The organism is Agrobacterium sp. O3.4 (assembly GCF_041414895.1).
GTDB lineage: Bacteria > Pseudomonadota > Alphaproteobacteria > Rhizobiales > Rhizobiaceae > Agrobacterium > Agrobacterium cucumeris.
Genome location: NZ_JALPZP010000001.1, coordinates 1,210,516 through 1,228,806 on the forward strand (window position 1 = coordinate 1,210,516; position 18,291 = coordinate 1,228,806).

The following is an 18,291-nucleotide window of genomic DNA, read 5'->3' on the forward strand; positions in this document are numbered from 1 at the left end:
TGTCTCAACGCCTCCACCCGCATGTTCTCGGAGGATCAGTATGACGGAAAAAAGCGCTACAGTGACACTTGGCGAAAAGCAGGTGGAACTCCCGGTAAGGGAAGGCACGATTGGACCAAGCGTCGTCGATATCGCCACGCTCTACAAGCACACGGGCTCCTTCACTTACGACCCGGGTTTCACGTCGACGGCCTCCTGCGAATCCAAGATCACCTATATCGACGGTGACGAAGGCGTTCTCCTTCACCGCGGCTTCCCGATCGAGCAGCTCGCCGAACAGGGCGACTTCCTGGAAACCTGCTATCTGCTGCTTTACGGCGAACTGCCGACGGCTGCGCAGAAGAAGGACTTCGACACCCGCGTTACGCGCCACACCATGGTGCACGAGCAGATGAGCCGTTTCTTCACCGGCTATCGTCGCGATGCGCATCCGATGGCCGTCATGTGCGGCACGGTCGGTGCTCTCTCAGCCTTCTACCACGACTCGACCGACATTACCGATCCGCACCAGCGCATGGTCGCTTCGCTGCGCATGATCGCGAAAATGCCGACGATCGCCGCCATGGCCTATAAGTACCATATCGGCCAGCCCTTCGTTTATCCGAAGAACGATCTGGATTACGCTTCCAACTTCCTGCACATGTGCTTTGCGGTGCCGTGCGAGGATTACAAGGTCGATCCGGTTCTGGCCCGCGCCATGGACCGCATCTTCATCCTGCATGCCGACCACGAGCAGAACGCCTCCACCTCCACGGTGCGTCTTGCCGGTTCTTCGGGTGCAAACCCGTTCGCCTGTATTGCGGCGGGCATCGCCTGCCTCTGGGGTCCTGCACATGGCGGCGCCAACGAAGCGGCGCTCAACATGCTGAACGAAATCGGCTCTGTTGACCGTATTCCGGAATACATCGCCCGCGCCAAGGACAAGAACGATCCGTTCCGCCTGATGGGCTTTGGCCACCGCGTGTACAAGAACTACGACCCGCGCGCCAAGATCATGCAGAAGACGATGTATGAAGTGCTGGAAGCCACCGGCAATTCTGACGATCCGATCATGCAGGTTGCGCTGGAACTGGAAAAGATCGCCCTTTCCGACCCCTACTTCGTTGAAAAGAAGCTCTACCCGAATGTCGACTTCTATTCCGGCATCACGCTGAAGGCGCTGGGCTTCCCCACCACCATGTTCACCGTTCTCTTCGCGCTCGCCCGCACCGTCGGCTGGATCGCACAGTGGAACGAAATGATCGAAGATCCGCAGCAGCGCATCGGCCGTCCGCGCCAGCTCTACACGGGCGCCGGCAAGCGCGATTACGTTCCGGTTTCCAAGCGCTAAACCGGCAATCAAAACATCAAAGGCCGGCGGGTGAAAATCCGCCGGCCTTTTTTATTGGGTATTTCGGTAAGATAAACACGTTCGACCGGTGGCCAAGACGGCCAAGCCTGTATCAGCCTTGCTGTCTGCGGCCGTTCAGCACATCGAGCAGAATGGCAGCACCGGTTTCGCCCGGAGGCACATCGGTGTGCAGACGCTGCTGCACCAAAGCATAACCGTCAAGCATGGCCCGCCGCTCTGTTGTGTCAGATGCAAGCCGCTCTGCCCAGCGCAGCATGGACCCTGGCCGCACCACCTCGTTGAGATATTCCGGCACAACCGGGTAGTCGGCAATCAGGTTCGGAAGTGCGCCCGTCCAAGTTTTTACCCGCTTGCTCAGCATGGTGAAAATCCAGTCGGTCTTATAAACAGAAACGGTCGGCACGCCGGCAAGCGCCAGTTCGAGAATGACAGTGCCGGAGGCGGCGATTGCCGCATCGGCAAGCGCAAACGCGTTCCATTTGAAGGCGGAATCGATGCCGATTTCAGGCCTTATATCTTCCGGCCATGTTGCCGCCAGCTCGCGAATACGGTTTTCCTGACGCGGCACGGTGGGCAGCACGAAACGGGTTGGACCGTTGCGTTCCACAAAGGCCTTTGCGGCCTCCCGAAATGGCTCCATCAACCGCGTGGTTTCCGTGGAGCGCGACCCGGGCAGCAGAAGAATGGTCTTGGCTTCGCCCTTGGCCGGAAGGGGGCGTTCCGCCCGCTTTTGCCGCACCGCCAGCACATCGGGATCGACGCTGAGACGATGGCCGACAAAGGTGGTCGGCGGGCCGCCCAGACGCCGCATCGCCTCCGGCTCAAAGGGCAGCAAGGCAAGAACGTGATCGACATAGGACAACATCGCGGTGGCGCGATATTCCTTCCACGCCCAGACACTGGGGCAGACATAGTTGACGACCGGCAGATGCGGCAATTGCTTGCGGACTTTTTTCGCAACACGATGCGTGAAATCCGGGCTGTCAATGATCAACAGAATATCCGGCTTTGCGGCGATGATCGCCTGCGCAGTCTGATTGATGCGCGCAATGAGTTTCGGCAGCTTTTTGAGGACTTGCGTGAAGCCCATGATGGAGAGTTCGGAATAATCGAACAGCGAGGTCAGCCCCTGCGCCTCCAGCGCCTCGCCGCCGACGCCCATCAGCTCAACGGAGCCCGGATATCGGGCTTTGAGGGAGCGGATCAGATCTGCGCCCAGAAGATCGCCAGACACTTCCCCGGCAATAACCGCCACTTTTAATGTCGCCGTCATCCGATCATCTCTCCCCGATCATATCACCACCGAGTGACGTATCGATGCCGCAGACAAATATGCCCGCCTGATCGGCGGCTTTCAACATCTCGTCGCGGTCCAGCACCAGCGCCCGTCCCGCTTCGACGGCGATGCCCGCCAGTCCGGCTTTCTGCGCGTTTTCCACGGTTTCGATACCGATGGTCGGCAGGTCAGCGCGGATATCCTGTTGCGGCTTGCAGAGCTTCACCAATACGCCCTTGCGGCGGGGCGATATGCGGCCTTCGGCACGCAGTGCCGCAACACGTGCCAGCATGGCATCGGTGCCCTCAACGCCTTCCAGCGCAACGATGCGACCGCCGACCGAGACCGCCCCCTGCCCGACATCAAGCGTGCCAAGCGCAAGTGCCGCCTCAGCCGCCTTGCGAATATCGCGCAGATCTTCATCCGTGGGTTTCTGCGTGCCCAAAGTACCTGTCGTGGCAAGCAGGCCGGGCGCAATCTCGTGGGCGCCGATGACCTTTGCGCCGAGCGTGCCGATGACCTTGATCACCATCTGCAACACGGCGTCATCACCGCCCGACAAAAGCGTGCGGACGATGGAGGGCAGTTTCAGCACGATGCCGACCGTCGGGCGGATCTCCCGCCATTCCGGCCGTCGCGCCACGGCGCCGGAAAGCACGACGCGGTCCACCCGGTTTTCACGCAGCAAACGGCCGAGCCCTGCGACGTCGCCCACGCTGATGACAGCATTGTCGAAGCCGCTCCAGTCGAAGCTGGAATCATCGCGCAGGCGCACGATGAAAGGGTTTTCACCCATCTCGCGGGCGGCGGTCGCCACATAAAGCGGCAGCTGGCCGCTGCCGGCCACGATGGCGAGACGCCCGCCGCCTGTCACGGCTCACTTGCCCCGATTGGGCGAAGAGATCGCGCGGTCGCTGCCCGCGCCGATGAAATCGATGACTTCGAGGGCCTGCGGGCAATCCAGATATTCATTGCGATCGATTGCCGCCGCGTTACCGCGGATCGTACCTTCAGCCTCGAAAATCTGCTTGTAGACGCGCCGGACCTTGTGAATATCCGCCCGTTCAATGCCGGCACGCGTCATGCCGACCACATTGAGGCCGCCAAGAATGCCGGGATTGCCGTTCAGCATGCCATAGGGAATGACATCGTAATTAACCGCCGACAGCCCGCCGATAAAGGCCTGACGACCGATGCGGGTGAACTGGTGCACGGCACAGCCGCCGCCCAGGATGGCGCGGTCTTCGATAGTCACATGGCCCGCCAGCATCACATTGTTCGACAGGATGATGTGATTGCCGAGGCGGCAATCATGCGCCACATGCGAATTGGCCAGGAACAGATTATCGTCACCGACAATTGTCTTGCCGCTGCCATCGGAACTGCCGGCGTTCATCGTCACGCCTTCGCGCATGATACAGCGTTCGCCGATCTCGAGCGTCGTTTCCGATCCATCATGGCGAACCGCCTGCGGGGTGCCGCCGATGACGGCCATGGGATGGATCACTGATCCACGGCCGATGACGGTTACGCCAGAAACGATGGCATGATTGTGCAATATGACATCATCATGCAGCGTGACCTTTGCGCCGACATAGCTGAGCGCGCCGATGACGACATTTTCACCGATAACCGCACCGTCTTCGACAACGGCGGTCGGGTGAATTTTGGCCGAGGCGGCGATCCTGCTCATTGCTGGTCCTCGGGGATCATCATCGCACCGACATCAGCCTCCGCAACCAGCGCGCCATCCACCTTCGCCTCGCAATGGAATTTGAACACATTGCCGCGCTGACGCTGCTTGACGACGTGGATCTCCAGCCGGTCGCCGGGGATAACGGGTTTGCGGAAACGCGCATTGTCGATTGTCATGAAGTAGACCAGGTGACCGCCCTCGCCCTGACTGCGAGCGCATATCGCACCTGCCGTCTGGGCCATGGCTTCGACGATCAGAACGCCTGGCATGATCGGCCGGTCCGGAAAATGGCCGGTGAAATGCGGTTCGTTGACCGTGACGTTCTTAATGCCGGTCGCCGAGTTGTTACCATCGATATCGATGATCTTGTCGATCAGCAAGAACGGGTAACGATGCGGCAGAAGCTTCATGACTTCCAGAATGTCAGCCGCGCCGAGCGCCGTCTTCGTTTCTTCAGTCATTGTTTTTTTCTCCTGTTTTTTTATCACGCGCTTCAGCGCGTGCCAGAATTTCGGCCATGTCGCGCAGGAAATATTTCATCGGGCGTGCAGGCGTTCCGCCATAACGGGCGCCGGCCGGAACATCGGCGACCACACCACTCATGGCTGCGATCTGCACACCGTCACCAATGGTGATATGGCCATTAACGCCCGCCGCACCGCCGATCATTACGCCATCGCCAATGCGGGTGCTGCCCGCAATGCCGACCTTGCTGACGATGCCACAATGGCGGCCGATGCGCACGTTGTGACCAATCTGGACCTGATTGTCGATCTTTGTGCCTTCACCGATGACGGTGTCATCCATGGTGCCGCGATCGATCGTGGTATTGGCGCCGATCTCGACATTGTCCTGAATGATGACGCGGCCGATCTGCACGATTTTCAGCATGCCGCGGGGACCGGGAGCGTAACCGAACCCATCCTGACCGATGCGCGCGCCATTATGGATAATCACATTGTTGCCGATGAGGGCGACAAGAATGCTCGCGCCACCGGAAATGGTGCAATCACGCCCAACCTGCACATGCGGCCCGATGATGACACCCGGGCCAATCCGTGTACCCGCGCCAATGTGAGCGCCTGCGCCAATGACGGCGAGTGGCTCAACGATCACGCCCGCTTCCAGCTTCGCCGACGGATCAACATGGGCAGCCGGAGAAATCTCGGCTTCCATCGGCGCAATCGTCGCGGGCCGCATGGCGGAGGGATGCAGCAACGCACCCACCTGCGCAAAAAGCGTATGCGGATTTTTCGATATCAGTGCGGGAATGTGAGACGGCACCATATTCGCCAGCGCAGCGTCGCAGATGACGGCACCAGCCTCGCAGCTTACCAGCTCATCGCGGTTCTTGCGGGAGAGAATATAGCAGAGCTGATCGGGTTTTGCCCGGTAGACCGGCGCGACAGACCTGATAGTCCGCTCACCCGCCGCCTCATCAGACAGTTCCGCCCCAAAACGGTCTGCGATATCTTTCAATCGCAATCCATCATGGGGCGGAAAAAAGGCGTTGTATTCCATTAGCCGGAAACTCCAGAACGTTCAAAGTTGCAGTTCTGGACTGCCGATATCAGAAAGTGTTGGACATGCCAAACCGGAAACGCTGTTCCTCGTCGTAGTCTTCCTTGGCGATCGGTACAGCATAGTCAACACGGATCGGACCGAAGGGCGATGCCCACATCACGCCGATACCAGCGGATGCGCGGATGGAGTTGTCATCCTGGACAGTCTGAGACGTAGAAACCTTGTTGCCATACATGGTGCCGGCATCGACGAAACCAGCCAGACGCAGGCCGAAATCTTCCGGAACGCCAGGCATCGGAGCAGTGACTTCAGCGGAGGCCGCGAAGTAGGTCGTGCCGCCGATGGAGTCAGAACCAATGCGCGGGCCGATACCGTCGTTCTTGAAGCCGCGAACCTGACGGCCACCGAACTTGAACTGATCGAATACCAGCAGATTGTCGCCCGTCGGCATAACATGACCCGCCTGACCGGTGATCGAGCCGATAACATCGTACTCGTCCGACAGCGTGTAGAAGAAGCGCGCCTTGGCGTAGATCTTGTAATATTCGGAATCGCCACCGAGGCCTGCAAATTCGTTCGTCAGGGCAGCCTGCCAGCCTTCGCGCGGCATGTTGCGGTCGTCGAGCGTATTGTAGTTCAGCGTGTTGGAGATGATGGACTGCGTCCAGTCACCACCTTTAATCAGCGCCTGATATGGCTCTGCAAGATTGGAATTGTTTTCCCAATCGCCTTCCCCATCATAATTGATCTGCTTGTAAGTATACTTGAACGTCGTCGAGAGGTCTTCGGTGATCGGCGCGGTCACACGCAGCGCGAAGCCCTGTTCGTCGTAATCGTAATAGTCTTCGCTGCGGCTCTGGCTCTTGAACAGATCGAAACCTGCGGCCAGACGGTAGCCAAGGAAATACGGCTCGGTGAAGGACAGCGTGTAGCTGCGCGCATCGTCTTCGCCCGCACCGGCAGCGAGACGGATGTACTGGCCGCGGCCGAGGAAGTTCTTTTCTTCGATGGATGCTTCAAGCAGAACGCCGTCGTTCTGCGAATAACCAGCACCGATACCGAACGAACCCGTCGATTGATCCTCAACGTCGACAACGATGACAACGCGGTCAGGCGCGCTGCCGCCGGCGGTTGAGATGTTGACCTTCGAGAAATAACCGAGCGCTTCAAGACGACGCTTTGCCGCCGTGATGACCGTCTGGTTGAATGCATCGCCTTCGGAAATATCGAATTCGCGGCGGATGACATAGTCACGCGTACGGGTGTTGCCGCGGATTTCGATACGCTCGACATAGGCGCGTTCGCCCTGGTCGACGATATAGGTCACGCCGATGGTGTTGCCGGACATATCGCGGTCACCGCGCGGCGTTACGCGGGCAAAGGGATAACCTTCGCCGGCAACGCGCTTGGAAATCGCTTCCATGCTCTGCTGAACTTCTTTGGCGCTGTAGCTGGCGCCCTGGCGGGTTTCAACGAGACCCTGCAGTTCAGAACCATCGACACCCGGAACAGTCGATTCGACAGTGACGTTGCCGAAGTCGTATTTCTTGCCTTCATCCACCGTGATGGAGATGGTGTATTCGTTCTTGGACTCATCCAGTACAGCGTCGGACGACACGACCCGGAAGTCGGCATAACCGCGGTTGTAATAGAACTGGCGCAGCGCCTCTTCGTCGGCGCGCAGCTTGTCCTCGTTATAGACGTCCTTACGTGTCAGGAACGACAGCATGTTGGACTTCTTGGTATTGATGACGGCGGCCAGACGACCGTCGCTATAGGAATTGTTGCCGACGAAATCGATGCGGCCGATCTTGGTGCGCTCACCTTCGTTGATGACGAAAGCGATGTTCACACGGCCCTGACCGACGGAAACGGTCTGCGTGGTGATTTCGACGTCGCTGCGGCCGATTGCGCCATAAGCCTCCTTGATGCGGGCGATATCCGCAGTCACGATCGCCTGATTGAACGGGCCGAGCGACTGGGTCTGCACGATGCCGGCGAGCTTGTCGTCCTTGATCTTGCGGTTACCGTTGAAGACAACCTGGTTGACCAGCTGGTTCTCGTTGACGGTCACGACCAGCGTGCTGCCGGAAACGCGCATGGAGACATTCGAGAAGTAACCGGTGGCGTAAAGACGCTTCACCGATTCATCGATATCCGAATTGGAAAAGTTTTTACCCGGCGCAATGGTGATGTTGGAACGCACGGAGTCCGCACCGGACCTCTCGGCCCCGCGAACATCGATCTTGCTGATAACGGCTGCATTTGCAGCACCAGCAGAGGCAAGCACGCCAAGGCCCGCAACCGAAGAAACACCAGCAGACAGCGCAACCGCCGACACAGCGTTCAAAAATCTTGAACCAGCCTTCATTTCAAATCTTACCTTTTTACGTTGTCCCTCAGCGGGCGGAACCCGACTCCGGCCATGTGCGTCGTTTTACCTGCTTTTCCCCTACAAGCAAGTCAGAACGTTAAATTCTGTTTACTTCGTGATCCAGAGTGGCTCATTCGCCACTTCGGCATAAAAACAAGGTAAACAAGCCCCTAACAAAACCGTTAAAACACAATTCTCAGCCGATCAAGCTGCTGATATCATTCCATGTTGCAAAAACCATAAGTCCCAGAATCATCGCCATGCCGATACGGAAGGCAACTTCCTGCGCTCCGGCGCCAAGCGGCCTGCCGCGAATGGCCTCGATGGCATAAAACACCAGGTGCCCACCGTCCAGAACCGGGACAGGCATCAGGTTGAGAAGTCCGATCGACACTGAAAGCACGGCGGCGAGCTGGATGACGGCTGCAATGCCGAGTGTTGCCATCTGGCCGGATGCCTGCGCAACGCGGACCGGACCACCCAGCTGATCGGCATTCATGCGGCCGGTCACGAGATTGCCGATATAGTTGAAGGTGCCGGTGATGACGTGGCCCGTCTCGCGCACGCCCTCAAGCAGGGCCTCAGACGTCGAATATTCAATATGGCGGAAGTTGCCACTGGTCTGGTCGGTGACGATGCCGATGATGCCCATTTCCAGCTTGTTGCCGAACTGGTCCGTCGTCTCGGTGCGGGTCGGCACCATCGGCAGCTTCAGCTCCTCGCCTGCCCTTTCGACAGTCACGGTGATCGGCGTGCCCGGCCGGATGCCGACGTAACGACGGACATCCTCGAAGGTCATGACCTTTTCACCATCGATCGCCACCAGACGGTCACCGGGGCGCACGCCTGCCGCTGCGGCAGCGCTGTTTTCACGCACCTCGGCCACGACAGGATCGGCGATCATCCGGCCATAAACACCGAACAGAACCGCAAAGATGAGAATCGCCAGGATGAAGTTGGCGATGGGCCCCGCCGCAACCGTTGCCGCCCGTTTCCACAATTTTGCGCCGGCAAGTGTCTGCGCCCTTTCCTCGAGCGACATATGCGACATGCCGGAACTGTCCGGCTTGCTCGCGGCATCTTCATCGCCGAAGAACTTGACGTAGCCGCCGAGAGGGATCGCGGAAATCTTCCAGCGCGTGCCATGCCGGTCGGTAAAGCCGATCAGCTCCGGGCCGAAGCCGATGGAGAATGCGGTGGAGCGAATGCCGCTCCAGCGGCCGACGAGATAATGGCCCATTTCATGGACGAAAACGAGCAGGGAAAGCACCAGGATGAAGGGCACGATGTAGCCGGTAAAAAAACCGGTCGCCGCCATTACTGTGTTCATGACAATCTGCCCTTTATGTCGTGACCTTTCGTGCCGCTTAAAAGCCCGGCAGGAGACCGCCGCCCGATCCGGGCACGTCGCCGGTTGCCGCCGCATGCACGAAAGCAATGAGGAATACCGTAAAGCAGGCGAAAACAAGACCGTCAACACGGTCCATGAAGCCACCATGGCCCGGGATGAGATGGCTGGAATCCTTGACTTGGAAACGCCGTTTCACGAAGGATTCGAAAAGATCGCCAATCTGGCTGAAGACGGAGAGGATAAGCGCGAGCCCAAGCACCAGCAGACTGATCCTGCCGTGATAGGCGAGCGATACCGCACCGCCGCCGATCAGCGCGGCCACGGCGCCACCAATCGCGCCGGACCAGGTCTTGCCGGGAGAAATCGCCGGCGCGAGCTTTGGCCCGCCAATGGCGCGCCCAACGAAATAAGCAAGAATATCCGTCGACCAGACAACGGCGAAAATGAACAGGATGGAGACGAAGCCGGTCAACTCGTCACCACGAATGGCAGCCAGCGAAATGCCGCTGAGACCGGCATAGATGATGCCGCCCACCAGCCACCAGTTCCTGCCGCGCAGAACGGGGAAAAGTGCTGCCGTCAGCGTAAAGCCCGACAGCAGCGGCAGATCAAGCGAAGGTTCGCCAAAAATCGTGTTGCCGGCGATGACGGCAACCGCAAACCAGCCCCAGGCATTGCCGGTGGAGTTGGTTTCGGACAGCCGAGTAATCGTCGACCACTCATAATAGATGAGGATCGCCAGAAGACCGGCCACGATGCGGAACAGGATGCCGCCATACCAGGTGGCGGCCAATATGACCGCCGCCATGACGATTGCGGACACGATCCGCAGTCTGAGTTCACGGCTCATCAGGCGCCTGCCACGGCAACCGGCTCGGCGATGGCGCCGAAGCGGCGATTACGCGTTGCATATTGCTCGATTGCAGAAAAGAACAGCTGCCGGTCGAAGTCGGGCCAATATTCCGGAACGAACAGGAACTCGGAATAGGCCGCCTGCCAGAGCAGGAAATTCGACAGGCGTTCTTCGCCGCTGGTGCGGATGATGAGATCGGGATCCGGCATTCCGCACGTATCAAGTCTCGCCGAGATCATCTCCGGCGTGATCGATGCCGCATCCAGCCGGCCTTCGGCGACATCGCGGGCAATCGCCATGGTGGCGCGGGTAATCTCGTCACGGCTGCCGTAATTGAAGGCGATCACCAGCGTCAGCTTGGTGTTGTCAGCCGTCATCTGTTCGGCTTCTTCAAGAAGGCAGCGGATGTCGTTTTTCAGGCCCTGCCGGTCGCCGATGATGCGCACACGGACGTTTTCACGATGCAGTTCCGCAAGGTCGCGCCGGATGAAGGCCTTCAGAAGCCCCATAAGATCGCTCACCTCGGATTCCGGCCTGCGCCAGTTTTCCGAGGAGAAAGCAAACAGCGTGAGATAACGGATGCCGCAGTCGCCGGCCGCACGCACGGTTTCGCGCACGGCCTCAACCCCGCGGCGATGCCCCATTACGCGCGGAAGACCGCGCTGTTTTGCCCAACGCCCATTTCCATCCATGATGATGGCGACGTGCTCGGGTATTGAGGAACGTGTCGTCGTCGGCATATCGATCCAGTAACAGGCAGTGCGAAATTAAAACGAATAAAATACAGGTCTATCACAAGGGATATTAGACCTGCATGATTTCCCTTTCCTTCTCGCCAAGCAAGCGTTCAATCTCGGAAATCGTGTCGTCGGTCATTTTCTGGACCTTTTCGGACTGTCCGCGGCTTTCGTCCTGACCGATGTCACCGTCCTTTTCGGCTTTTTTCAGGCCATCCATGCCGTCGCGGCGCACATGGCGAATCGCCACCTTGGCTTTTTCGGCATAGTCGTGAGCCACCTTGACGAGCGATTTGCGGCGCTCTTCGTTGAGTTCAGGCAGCGGAATTCGCAGGTTCTGGCCGTCGACGATCGGGTTCAGGCCGAGATTGGATTCGCGAATGGCGCGGTCGACGGCATTGACCATCGACTTGTCCCAGATGTTGACGCCAAGCATGCGCGGCTCGGGAACGGTGATGTTTGCCACCTGGTTGAGCGGCACACGCGAGCCATAGGCCTCGATGGTCACCGGGTCGAGAATGTTGGCCGAAGCACGACCGGTGCGCAGCGATGCTATATCGCTCTTGAACGCATTGATGGCGCCATCCATGCGGCGCTTGATATCGTTGAGGTCAATACCACTCATCTAGATACTCCATCTCTGTCGGCCATAATGGCCGGAATTCGCCCCGGGGGCGGCATGTTTTTTTGATTACTTGTCGTGCACGATGGTCTTGCGGCCGCCGCCGGTCAATATCTGTGCGAAACCGCCCTTCTCGTGGATCGAGAAGACAATGATCGGGATATGGTTTTCGCGGGCAAGTGCCACAGCCGCGATATCCATCACCGCCAGGCCCTTGCCGAGCACTTCGCTATGGGTCAGCTCGTCGAAACGGGTGGCCGTCGGGTCCTTCTTCGGATCGGCAGAATAAATGCCGTCCACCTGCGTGCCCTTGAAGATCGCCTCGGCGCCCATTTCGGCGGCGCGCAGCGCCGCGGCGGAATCGGTGGTGAAGAAGGGGTTGCCGGTGCCGCCGGCAAAAATCACCACGCGACCCTGCGCGAGATGGTGAAGAGCGGCGCGCTGCGAGAAGCTCTCGCAGATTTCAGGCATGGCGATTGCGGAGAGAACGACGGTGTCGATGCTGAGCTTGCGAAGCGAGGTTGCGAGCGCCAGTGCATTGATGACGGTTGCCAGCATGCCCATATGGTCGCCGGTGACGCGATCGCCACCCTTGGAGGCCACGGCGACGCCGCGGAAAATATTGCCGCCGCCGACGACGACGCCGACTTCAACGCCCATCGCCCTTGCCTCGGCAATATCGGAGGCGATCCGGTCGGCCACCGCCACATCGATACCGAAACCCTGATCACCCATAAGGGCTTCACCGGAAGCCTTGAGAAGAACACGTTTGTAGATCGGCTTGGAAGACATCATGACTCCTCGGAAATGTAACCGAAACGCGGATACACGAAGGGCACCGCGTTGTCACGCGATGCCCTCCCGTTTTCCCAAGATTGGGTAAATATAATCAGCCCTTGGCGACTGCGGCGACTTCTGCTGCGAAATCGCTTTCTTCCTTCTCGACGCCTTCGCCGAGGAGAAGACGAACCATGCCGGTCACTTCGATGGAAGCGCCAGCTTCCTTTTCAGCTTCCTTGACGGCAGCGCCGACAGTGATGTCGGGGTTGATGACGAAAGCCTGCGACAGAAGGGCGACTTCTTCGAAGAACTTGCGCATGCGGCCATCAACCATCTTTTCGATGATGGCTTCCGGCTTGCCGGATTCGCGAGCCTGTTCGATGAAGACGTTGCGTTCGCGTTCAGCAACAGCAGCGTCAACTTCTTCAGCGCGGATGGCGAGCGGGTTGGTTGCAGCGATGTGCATGGCAACCTGACGGCCGATCGAGTTCAGGACAGCCTTGTCGCCTTCCGACTTCAGGGCAACGAGAACGCCGAGCTTGCCGATGCCGTCGCCGGCAGCGTTGTGAACGTAGGTCGCGACAACGCCGTGCGGAACTTCAAGCGCTGCGGAACGGCGCAGCGTCATGTTTTCACCGATGGTGGCGATGGCGTCCTTGATGCTGTCGGAAACGTTCTTGCCGGTCGCCGGGTAGTTGGCGGCGGAAACAGCCTCAACGGTGCCGTCGGTGGTGAGGGCAACCTGGGCGATACCGCGGATGAGATCCTGGAACGCGTCGTTACGGGCAACGAAGTCGGTCTCGGAGTTGAGTTCGACAACAACAGCCTTGTGACCCATGGTGGCGACGCCGATCAGACCTTCGGCAGCCGTGCGGCCGGACTTCTTGTCGGCCTTTGCGATGCCCTTGGCGCGCAGCCAGTCGATCGCCGCTTCCATGTCGCCATTGGTTTCAGCAAGAGCCTTCTTGCAGTCCATCATGCCTGCGCCGGATTTCTCGCGCAGTTCCTTCACCATTGCGGCTGTGATTTCGGTCATTGTTTGCCTCTTATCGGTTCGATCGGTCAGCCGGCTGAATTTGCCGTGCCGAATTTCTGGGTGATGAGTGTACCCGGCCGCACACCCTTTGAAACCGGAGAGGATTTCAGGAAAGGGGTATGCGCATTCCCAAGTGCTGCGGCGTCTCCATACATCGAAATGATGGGTGCCGCCGAAGTGTGACAGCGTTATGAAGACTGCTTTCCGTTTCAACCACATCAGACGCCGACAGCTTCGTAAAAACCGAGACGGAGCGGTATGAAACGAACAAGGCCGTCAACCCATTGAAGGTCTTTGACGGCCTTGTCATATCCTGGTCGAGGAGACGGCGATCAAGAAATCGCCGCCAGACAGGGCCTAAATCAGGCGCCAGCCTCGTCTTCGAGAGCGGGCTCGATCGGAGCTTCTTCGGCAGCGCCGATGTCGCGGCCGGAAGCGCCCTGCTGACGTGCGATACCGTCGATGGCAGCGCGGGCGATCAGGTCGCAATAAAGCGAGATGGCGCGCGATGCGTCGTCGTTACCGGGGATCGGGTAGTCGATGTGATCCGGGTCGCAGTTGCTGTCGATGATCGCAACGACCGGAATGCCAAGACGCTTGGCTTCTTCGATCGCGATCTTTTCCTTGTTGGTGTCGATGATGAACATCAGGTCCGGAACGCCGCCCATATCGCGGATACCGCCGAGAGCCTTTTCAAGCTTTTCGCGCTCGCGCTCAAGGTTCAGGCGTTCCTTCTTGGAATAGCCGGAGCCTTCCGAGTTGAGGATTTCGTCAACCTTGCGCAGACGCTGGATCGAGTTCGAAATGGTCTTCCAGTTGGTCATCATGCCGCCGAGCCAGCGGGAGTTGACGTAATACTGGGCCGAGCGCTTTGCGCTGTCGGCGATGATTTCCGACGCCTGGCGCTTGGTGCCAACGAACAGAACGCGGCCGCCACGGGCAACGGTGTCGGACACGACCTGCAGGGCGCGCGACAGCATCGGAACGGTCTGAGCCAGATCGATGATGTGGATGTTGTTACGGTCGCCGAAGATGTACGGCTTCATCTTCGGGTTCCAGCGGTGCGTCTGGTGGCCGAAGTGAACACCAGCTTCCAGAAGCTGGCGCATAGAAAAATCGGGCAATGCCATGCCTTGTTACTCCTTTTCCGGTTTAACCCCCGCGAAGCGAACAGCACCGATTTTCATCGATACCACCGGGCGGAACGGACCGGATTTCTCCCGGAACATCCCAAGCTTCGCGTGTGGAATGGTGAGCCGCATACAGTCGCCTGCATGAAAATGCAAGCATTTATGCGAAAAAATCGCTCAAATAGCCGCGTTTCAGCGGACTGGCTTGCTTTCGCAGGTTTCGGGCTTGAGAATATCAAGCTTCGCAAGCTTCCCCGTCAGAACGAAATCGCCGTAATCCATCGTCAAATCGCGGGTGATTCCGTTTTCGTAAAGCTTGAATGACATGCGGTAGATCGGCAGGGCGTCGGTGCCGGTCTTGTCGTTGTAATAGGCGATCGTTACCGGCCAGAATGCCGCCTTGGCGAAATCACCCGCCTTGCCGGCGTCCGCGTCGCCATCCTTCGGGGTCTGTGACTTGCCGACCAGCGTCGAGGTGATCAGGCTCTCATCGCCATCATCGGAACCGTCGAAAATCCGCGATTCGAAGATTCGCTTTCCCTGCCTGGCATGTTCGATGACCTGAAACATATGCTGCGTCGGGAACTCGCTGGCGACAAGACTGACCTGGCGGGCATCAGGCCTCGTCAAATCGACCTTCACGCCGTCGGTGCCGTCGATTGCCGCCCCCTGCACTTCCTTGTCCAGCTTGTCGTCGGTGTAGGACTTGGTCTCGAAGGTGAATTTCTTTGCGGCCAGATCCTCGAAGGTGGTGGTCTGCTGGTCCGTCATGCGAACCGCATCGCCGGTGTTGATCTGCGTCACGAAGCGGAAATCCGTCTTGTAACCCTGACAGGCCGAGCCGGTGAATTCATAGACCATGCGGCCGGTCATGCCCTCGATGCCGGAGCGGTCGGACGCATCCTTGAGTTCGAGATCATAGACTGCGCGGTGCGCGACAAGGTCCGGAACCGCCACCGGCAAGGCATTGGCGGCGTTTGACAGGCCGGTCATAAGCCCTGTTGCGGCAACGAAACCAAGCGTCCTGACAAACATGCAATATCTCCTGTTGGAAGAGCCGCTCATATTGTACAAGCAACCGCCCGGCTTTTGGATCAACATCTTCTGAATGCCGGATTCTTGAAGGATTTACAACAAAACCGGAGACGAAAATGTCTGATGTCATCGAAGGCCGCCTCAAGGAACTTGGCTTTACGCTTCCCGTAGCCGCAGCACCAGCCGCAAACTACGTTCCCTTCACCATCAGCGGCAATCTGCTTTATGTATCGGGTCAACTGCCGATGGAATCTGGCAAGATTGCGGTGACCGGCCTGGTTGGCCGCGATGTAGACGTGCCAGGCGCCCAGCGCGCCGCCGAATTATGCGCCGTCAACATTCTCGCACAGGTCAAGGCCGCGTTGAATGGCGACCTCTCGAAAATTCGCCGTGTCATCAAGCTGAATGGCTTTGTTGCCTCCGTTCCGGAATTCGTCGAACAGCACCTCGTCATCAACGGCGCCTCCAATCTTCTCGCCAATGTTCTCGGTGATGCCGGCAAGCATGCCCGCGCCGCCGTTGGCATGGCCTGCCTGCCCTTCAATGCCGCCGTCGAGATCGACGCCATCGTGGAAATCGACGCATGACACTGAAACTTTCCTGGCTGACGGCGCAGCCCGTCGCCCATCGCGGTTATCATGATCTCAACAAGGCGGTCTGGGAAAACACGCTATCGGCCTTTTCCCGCGCCATCGAGGCCGGGTTTGCCATCGAATGCGACGTGCAGCTGGCAGCCGACAGCGTGCCGGTGATCTTTCACGACGACGACATGGCGCGCCTGACCGGCATCAAGGGCGACGTGCGCGAACGCACCTCCGGCGAACTATCGATGCTTTCCATCGGCCAGACGAAGGATCGTGTTCCGACGCTGAAGCAGCTTCTGGCGCTCTGCGCCGGCAAGGTGCCGCTGGTGATCGAGCTGAAAGGCCGGCAGGGCGAAGGCGTCGATGACGGTTTTGCCGAGGCGGTTCTGGAAGACCTCGAGGGTTACAAGGGCCATGTGGCGCTGATGAGTTTCGACCATCATCTGCTGAAAGACCTGAAGGCTGCGGGTTCCCCCTGGCCGCTGGGTCTGACGGCCGAAGGCAACAAGCCGGAAGACTTCTTCAAACACGACGAAGCGATGCAGCTTGGGCTTGATTTCATCTCCTATCATTGGGGACATCTGCCCAACAGCTTCATCGAGGCGCAAAGAAAACTCGGACTTCCGGTAATTACCTGGACAGTCAGGGATGAAAATGCGCGCGAGACTACCTATAAATATGCGGACCAGATGACATTCGAAGGTTTCGACCCGAGAGAGAACCCCTCCGCCACGGCATGACAGAAGACTATTCCATTCGCGTTGCGCAATCCCTGGGGGATATCGATCCGGAGAGCTGGAAACGGCTTTCCGGAACTTCTCGCAACACGGCAGGAAAACCGTATAATCCTTTTATCTCCCACGCATTTCTATCATCGATGGAAGCGTCCGGATCGGCGACGGCCAAGACCGGCTGGCTTGGAAACCATCTGCTGCTCGAAAACGCGTCCGGTGATCTGGTCGGGGCAATACCGGCCTATCTGAAGAACCACAGCAAGGGTGAATATGTCTTCGACCATGGCTGGGCGGATGCTTTTGAGCGGGCCGGCGGCCATTATTATCCGAAACTGCAATGTTCGGTGCCCTTTACGCCCGCAACCGGGCCGAGGCTGCTCACTTCCGAAACAGTGGACGAAACGCGCTTCAAGCCGCTTCTGGCCTCCGGCCTCGCCCAGGTGACGGAAAAGATCGGCGTTTCGTCCGCACACGTGACGTTTCTACCCGAAGACGACCTGTCAGCCCTTTTGCCCCGTGATTTCCTGCACAGGACAGACCAGCAATTCCATTTCATCAATAACGGCTATCGCGACCATGATGATTTTCTCGACGCCCTTTCTTCGCGCAAGCGCAAGGGGCTGAAAAAGGAACGCCGTGCAGCGCTGGAAAACGGCATCGAAATCGACTGGCTGACCGGAAGCGATCTGACCGAGGATATCTGGGACCAGTTCTTCGCCTTCTACCTCGATACCGGCGGGCGCAAATGGGGCCGGCCCTATCTGACCCGGGAGTTTTATTCGCTGATCGGCGAGCGCATGGCCGACGATGTGCTGCTGGTGATGGCGAAGCGCGATGGGCGTTACATTGCCGGTGCGATCAACTTCATCGGCTCGGATGCGCTTTATGGCCGCCATTGGGGTTGCATCGAGGACCATCCCTTTCTGCATTTCGAGGTCTGTTATCATCAGGCAATCGATTTCGCGCTGGCGAAGGGATTGAAACGGGTGGAAGCCGGTGCCCAGGGCGAACACAAGCTGGCGCGCGGTTATGTGCCGGTCACCACCCATTCGGCACATTTCATCGTCCATCCGGGCTTGCGCCGCGCCATCGCCGACTATCTTCAGCGCGAGCGCGAAGAGGTCGAGCATATCGGCGACTATCTTGATGAACACACGCCCTTCCGCAAGGGCGAGAGACAGGAACCGGACGTTTAGTCCGCCATGAGG

General features: G+C 58.7%; 18 protein-coding genes. 4 read left to right on the forward strand and 14 right to left on the reverse strand.

The features are described 5' to 3' along the window. Positions 1-40 precede the first annotated feature (40 nt). Positions 41-1,330 carry a citrate synthase gene (gltA, locus tag M0412_RS05840; protein ID WP_006312523.1) on the forward strand — a complete coding sequence of 430 codons (1,290 nt, stop codon included), beginning with the start codon at positions 41-43 and terminating at the stop codon, positions 1,328-1,330. A 112-nt stretch (positions 1,331-1,442) separates the two neighbouring features. On the opposite strand, the gene lpxB is transcribed toward gltA, so the two are convergent. The 14 genes from lpxB to M0412_RS05910 all read right to left on the reverse strand — a co-directional run bounded on the left by lpxB (position 1,443) and on the right by M0412_RS05910 (position 15,765). Further along, positions 1,443-2,624: a lipid-A-disaccharide synthase gene (lpxB, locus tag M0412_RS05845; protein WP_269697886.1), complete on the reverse strand. Its 1,182-nt coding sequence runs from the start codon at positions 2,622-2,624 to the stop codon at positions 1,443-1,445. 4 nt (positions 2,625-2,628) lie between these two features. Then, positions 2,629-3,501 carry an LpxI family protein gene (locus M0412_RS05850; RefSeq protein WP_269697887.1) on the reverse strand — a complete coding sequence of 291 codons (873 nt, stop codon included), beginning with the start codon at positions 3,499-3,501 and terminating at the stop codon, positions 2,629-2,631. Between the two features lie 3 nt (positions 3,502-3,504). Continuing rightward, positions 3,505-4,320: an acyl-ACP--UDP-N-acetylglucosamine O-acyltransferase gene (gene lpxA, locus M0412_RS05855; RefSeq protein ID WP_142839693.1), complete on the reverse strand. Its 816-nt coding sequence runs from the start codon at positions 4,318-4,320 to the stop codon at positions 3,505-3,507. After that, a complete protein-coding gene (gene fabZ / locus M0412_RS05860) occupies positions 4,317-4,784 on the reverse strand; it encodes a 3-hydroxyacyl-ACP dehydratase FabZ (RefSeq protein ID WP_142839692.1) in 468 nt (155 codons plus the stop codon). The genes lpxA and fabZ overlap by 4 nt, the downstream gene beginning before the upstream one ends. Then, on the reverse strand, positions 4,777-5,844 hold the full coding sequence (gene lpxD, locus M0412_RS05865; protein ID WP_142839691.1) for a UDP-3-O-(3-hydroxymyristoyl)glucosamine N-acyltransferase: 1,068 nt from the start codon (positions 5,842-5,844) through the stop codon (positions 4,777-4,779). The genes fabZ and lpxD overlap by 8 nt, the downstream gene beginning before the upstream one ends. 49 nt (positions 5,845-5,893) lie before the next feature. Further along, positions 5,894-8,218 (reverse strand): outer membrane protein assembly factor BamA, encoded by a 2,325-nt coding sequence (bamA, locus tag M0412_RS05870; RefSeq protein ID WP_269697890.1) that lies wholly within the window; start codon positions 8,216-8,218, stop codon positions 5,894-5,896. Positions 8,219-8,417: 199 nt separating this feature from the next. Then, positions 8,418-9,539 carry an RIP metalloprotease RseP gene (gene rseP / locus M0412_RS05875; RefSeq protein WP_269698820.1) on the reverse strand — a complete coding sequence of 374 codons (1,122 nt, stop codon included), beginning with the start codon at positions 9,537-9,539 and terminating at the stop codon, positions 8,418-8,420. Between the two features lie 49 nt (positions 9,540-9,588). Next, entirely contained in the window at positions 9,589-10,422 is an 834-nt protein-coding gene (locus M0412_RS05880; RefSeq protein ID WP_142839688.1) for a phosphatidate cytidylyltransferase, read from the reverse strand. After that, positions 10,422-11,165 carry an isoprenyl transferase gene (locus tag M0412_RS05885; RefSeq protein WP_269697892.1) on the reverse strand — a complete coding sequence of 248 codons (744 nt, stop codon included), beginning with the start codon at positions 11,163-11,165 and terminating at the stop codon, positions 10,422-10,424. Before M0412_RS05885 ends, M0412_RS05880 begins: the two co-directional genes overlap by 1 nt. Positions 11,166-11,229: 64 nt before the next feature. Next, a complete protein-coding gene (frr, locus tag M0412_RS05890) occupies positions 11,230-11,787 on the reverse strand; it encodes a ribosome recycling factor (RefSeq protein ID WP_046800234.1) in 558 nt (185 codons plus the stop codon). 66 nt (positions 11,788-11,853) lie between these two features. Then, positions 11,854-12,576 (reverse strand): UMP kinase, encoded by a 723-nt coding sequence (pyrH, locus tag M0412_RS05895; protein WP_003502561.1) that lies wholly within the window; start codon positions 12,574-12,576, stop codon positions 11,854-11,856. 97 nt (positions 12,577-12,673) lie between these two features. After that, positions 12,674-13,600, reverse strand: a complete 927-nt coding sequence (gene tsf, locus M0412_RS05900; RefSeq protein WP_142839686.1) for a translation elongation factor Ts — start codon at positions 13,598-13,600, stop codon at positions 12,674-12,676. A 362-nt stretch (positions 13,601-13,962) separates the two neighbouring features. Further along, positions 13,963-14,730: a 30S ribosomal protein S2 gene (gene rpsB / locus M0412_RS05905; protein ID WP_046800236.1), complete on the reverse strand. Its 768-nt coding sequence runs from the start codon at positions 14,728-14,730 to the stop codon at positions 13,963-13,965. Between the two features lie 192 nt (positions 14,731-14,922). Next, positions 14,923-15,765, reverse strand: a complete 843-nt coding sequence (locus M0412_RS05910; RefSeq protein WP_142839685.1) for a cell envelope integrity EipB family protein — start codon at positions 15,763-15,765, stop codon at positions 14,923-14,925. A 116-nt stretch (positions 15,766-15,881) separates the two neighbouring features. On the opposite strand from M0412_RS05910, the gene M0412_RS05915 reads away from it, so the two are divergent. The 3 genes from M0412_RS05915 to M0412_RS05925 are packed head-to-tail and all read left to right on the forward strand — an operon-like array spanning position 15,882 to position 18,279. Beyond that, positions 15,882-16,352, forward strand: coding sequence for a RidA family protein (locus tag M0412_RS05915; protein ID WP_065115506.1), 471 nt, complete (start codon positions 15,882-15,884; stop codon positions 16,350-16,352). Next, on the forward strand, positions 16,349-17,089 hold the full coding sequence (locus tag M0412_RS05920; protein ID WP_161991184.1) for a glycerophosphodiester phosphodiesterase: 741 nt from the start codon (positions 16,349-16,351) through the stop codon (positions 17,087-17,089). Before M0412_RS05915 ends, M0412_RS05920 begins: the two co-directional genes overlap by 4 nt. After that, positions 17,086-18,279 (forward strand): GNAT family N-acetyltransferase, encoded by a 1,194-nt coding sequence (locus M0412_RS05925; RefSeq protein ID WP_269697923.1) that lies wholly within the window; start codon positions 17,086-17,088, stop codon positions 18,277-18,279. The genes M0412_RS05920 and M0412_RS05925 overlap by 4 nt, the downstream gene beginning before the upstream one ends. The last annotated feature ends 12 nt before the right edge of the window (positions 18,280-18,291 follow it).

What these genes read in the sequence shown, in the direction of transcription:
- gltA (WP_006312523.1), top strand. Translation starts at nt 41, where the DNA reads ATGACGGAAAAAAGCGCTACAGTGACACTTGGCGAAAAGCAGGTGGAA.
- lpxB (WP_269697886.1), bottom strand. Translation starts at nt 2,624, where the DNA reads ATGACGGCGACATTAAAAGTGGCGGTTATTGCCGGGGAAGTGTCTGGC.
- lpxA (WP_142839693.1), bottom strand. Translation starts at nt 4,320, where the DNA reads ATGAGCAGGATCGCCGCCTCGGCCAAAATTCACCCGACCGCCGTTGTC.
- fabZ (WP_142839692.1), bottom strand. Translation starts at nt 4,784, where the DNA reads ATGACTGAAGAAACGAAGACGGCGCTCGGCGCGGCTGACATTCTGGAA.
- lpxD (WP_142839691.1), bottom strand. Translation starts at nt 5,844, where the DNA reads ATGGAATACAACGCCTTTTTTCCGCCCCATGATGGATTGCGATTGAAA.
- bamA (WP_269697890.1), bottom strand. Translation starts at nt 8,218, where the DNA reads ATGAAGGCTGGTTCAAGATTTTTGAACGCTGTGTCGGCGGTTGCGCTG.
- rseP (WP_269698820.1), bottom strand. Translation starts at nt 9,539, where the DNA reads ATGGCGGCGACCGGTTTTTTTACCGGCTACATCGTGCCCTTCATCCTG.
- M0412_RS05880 (WP_142839688.1), bottom strand. Translation starts at nt 10,422, where the DNA reads ATGAGCCGTGAACTCAGACTGCGGATCGTGTCCGCAATCGTCATGGCG.
- M0412_RS05885 (WP_269697892.1), bottom strand. Translation starts at nt 11,165, where the DNA reads ATGCCGACGACGACACGTTCCTCAATACCCGAGCACGTCGCCATCATC.
- frr (WP_046800234.1), bottom strand. Translation starts at nt 11,787, where the DNA reads ATGAGTGGTATTGACCTCAACGATATCAAGCGCCGCATGGATGGCGCC.
- pyrH (WP_003502561.1), bottom strand. Translation starts at nt 12,576, where the DNA reads ATGTCTTCCAAGCCGATCTACAAACGTGTTCTTCTCAAGGCTTCCGGT.
- tsf (WP_142839686.1), bottom strand. Translation starts at nt 13,600, where the DNA reads ATGACCGAAATCACAGCCGCAATGGTGAAGGAACTGCGCGAGAAATCC.
- rpsB (WP_046800236.1), bottom strand. Translation starts at nt 14,730, where the DNA reads ATGGCATTGCCCGATTTTTCTATGCGCCAGCTTCTGGAAGCTGGTGTT.
- M0412_RS05910 (WP_142839685.1), bottom strand. Translation starts at nt 15,765, where the DNA reads ATGTTTGTCAGGACGCTTGGTTTCGTTGCCGCAACAGGGCTTATGACC.
- M0412_RS05915 (WP_065115506.1), top strand. Translation starts at nt 15,882, where the DNA reads ATGTCTGATGTCATCGAAGGCCGCCTCAAGGAACTTGGCTTTACGCTT.
- M0412_RS05920 (WP_161991184.1), top strand. Translation starts at nt 16,349, where the DNA reads ATGACACTGAAACTTTCCTGGCTGACGGCGCAGCCCGTCGCCCATCGC.
- M0412_RS05925 (WP_269697923.1), top strand. Translation starts at nt 17,086, where the DNA reads ATGACAGAAGACTATTCCATTCGCGTTGCGCAATCCCTGGGGGATATC.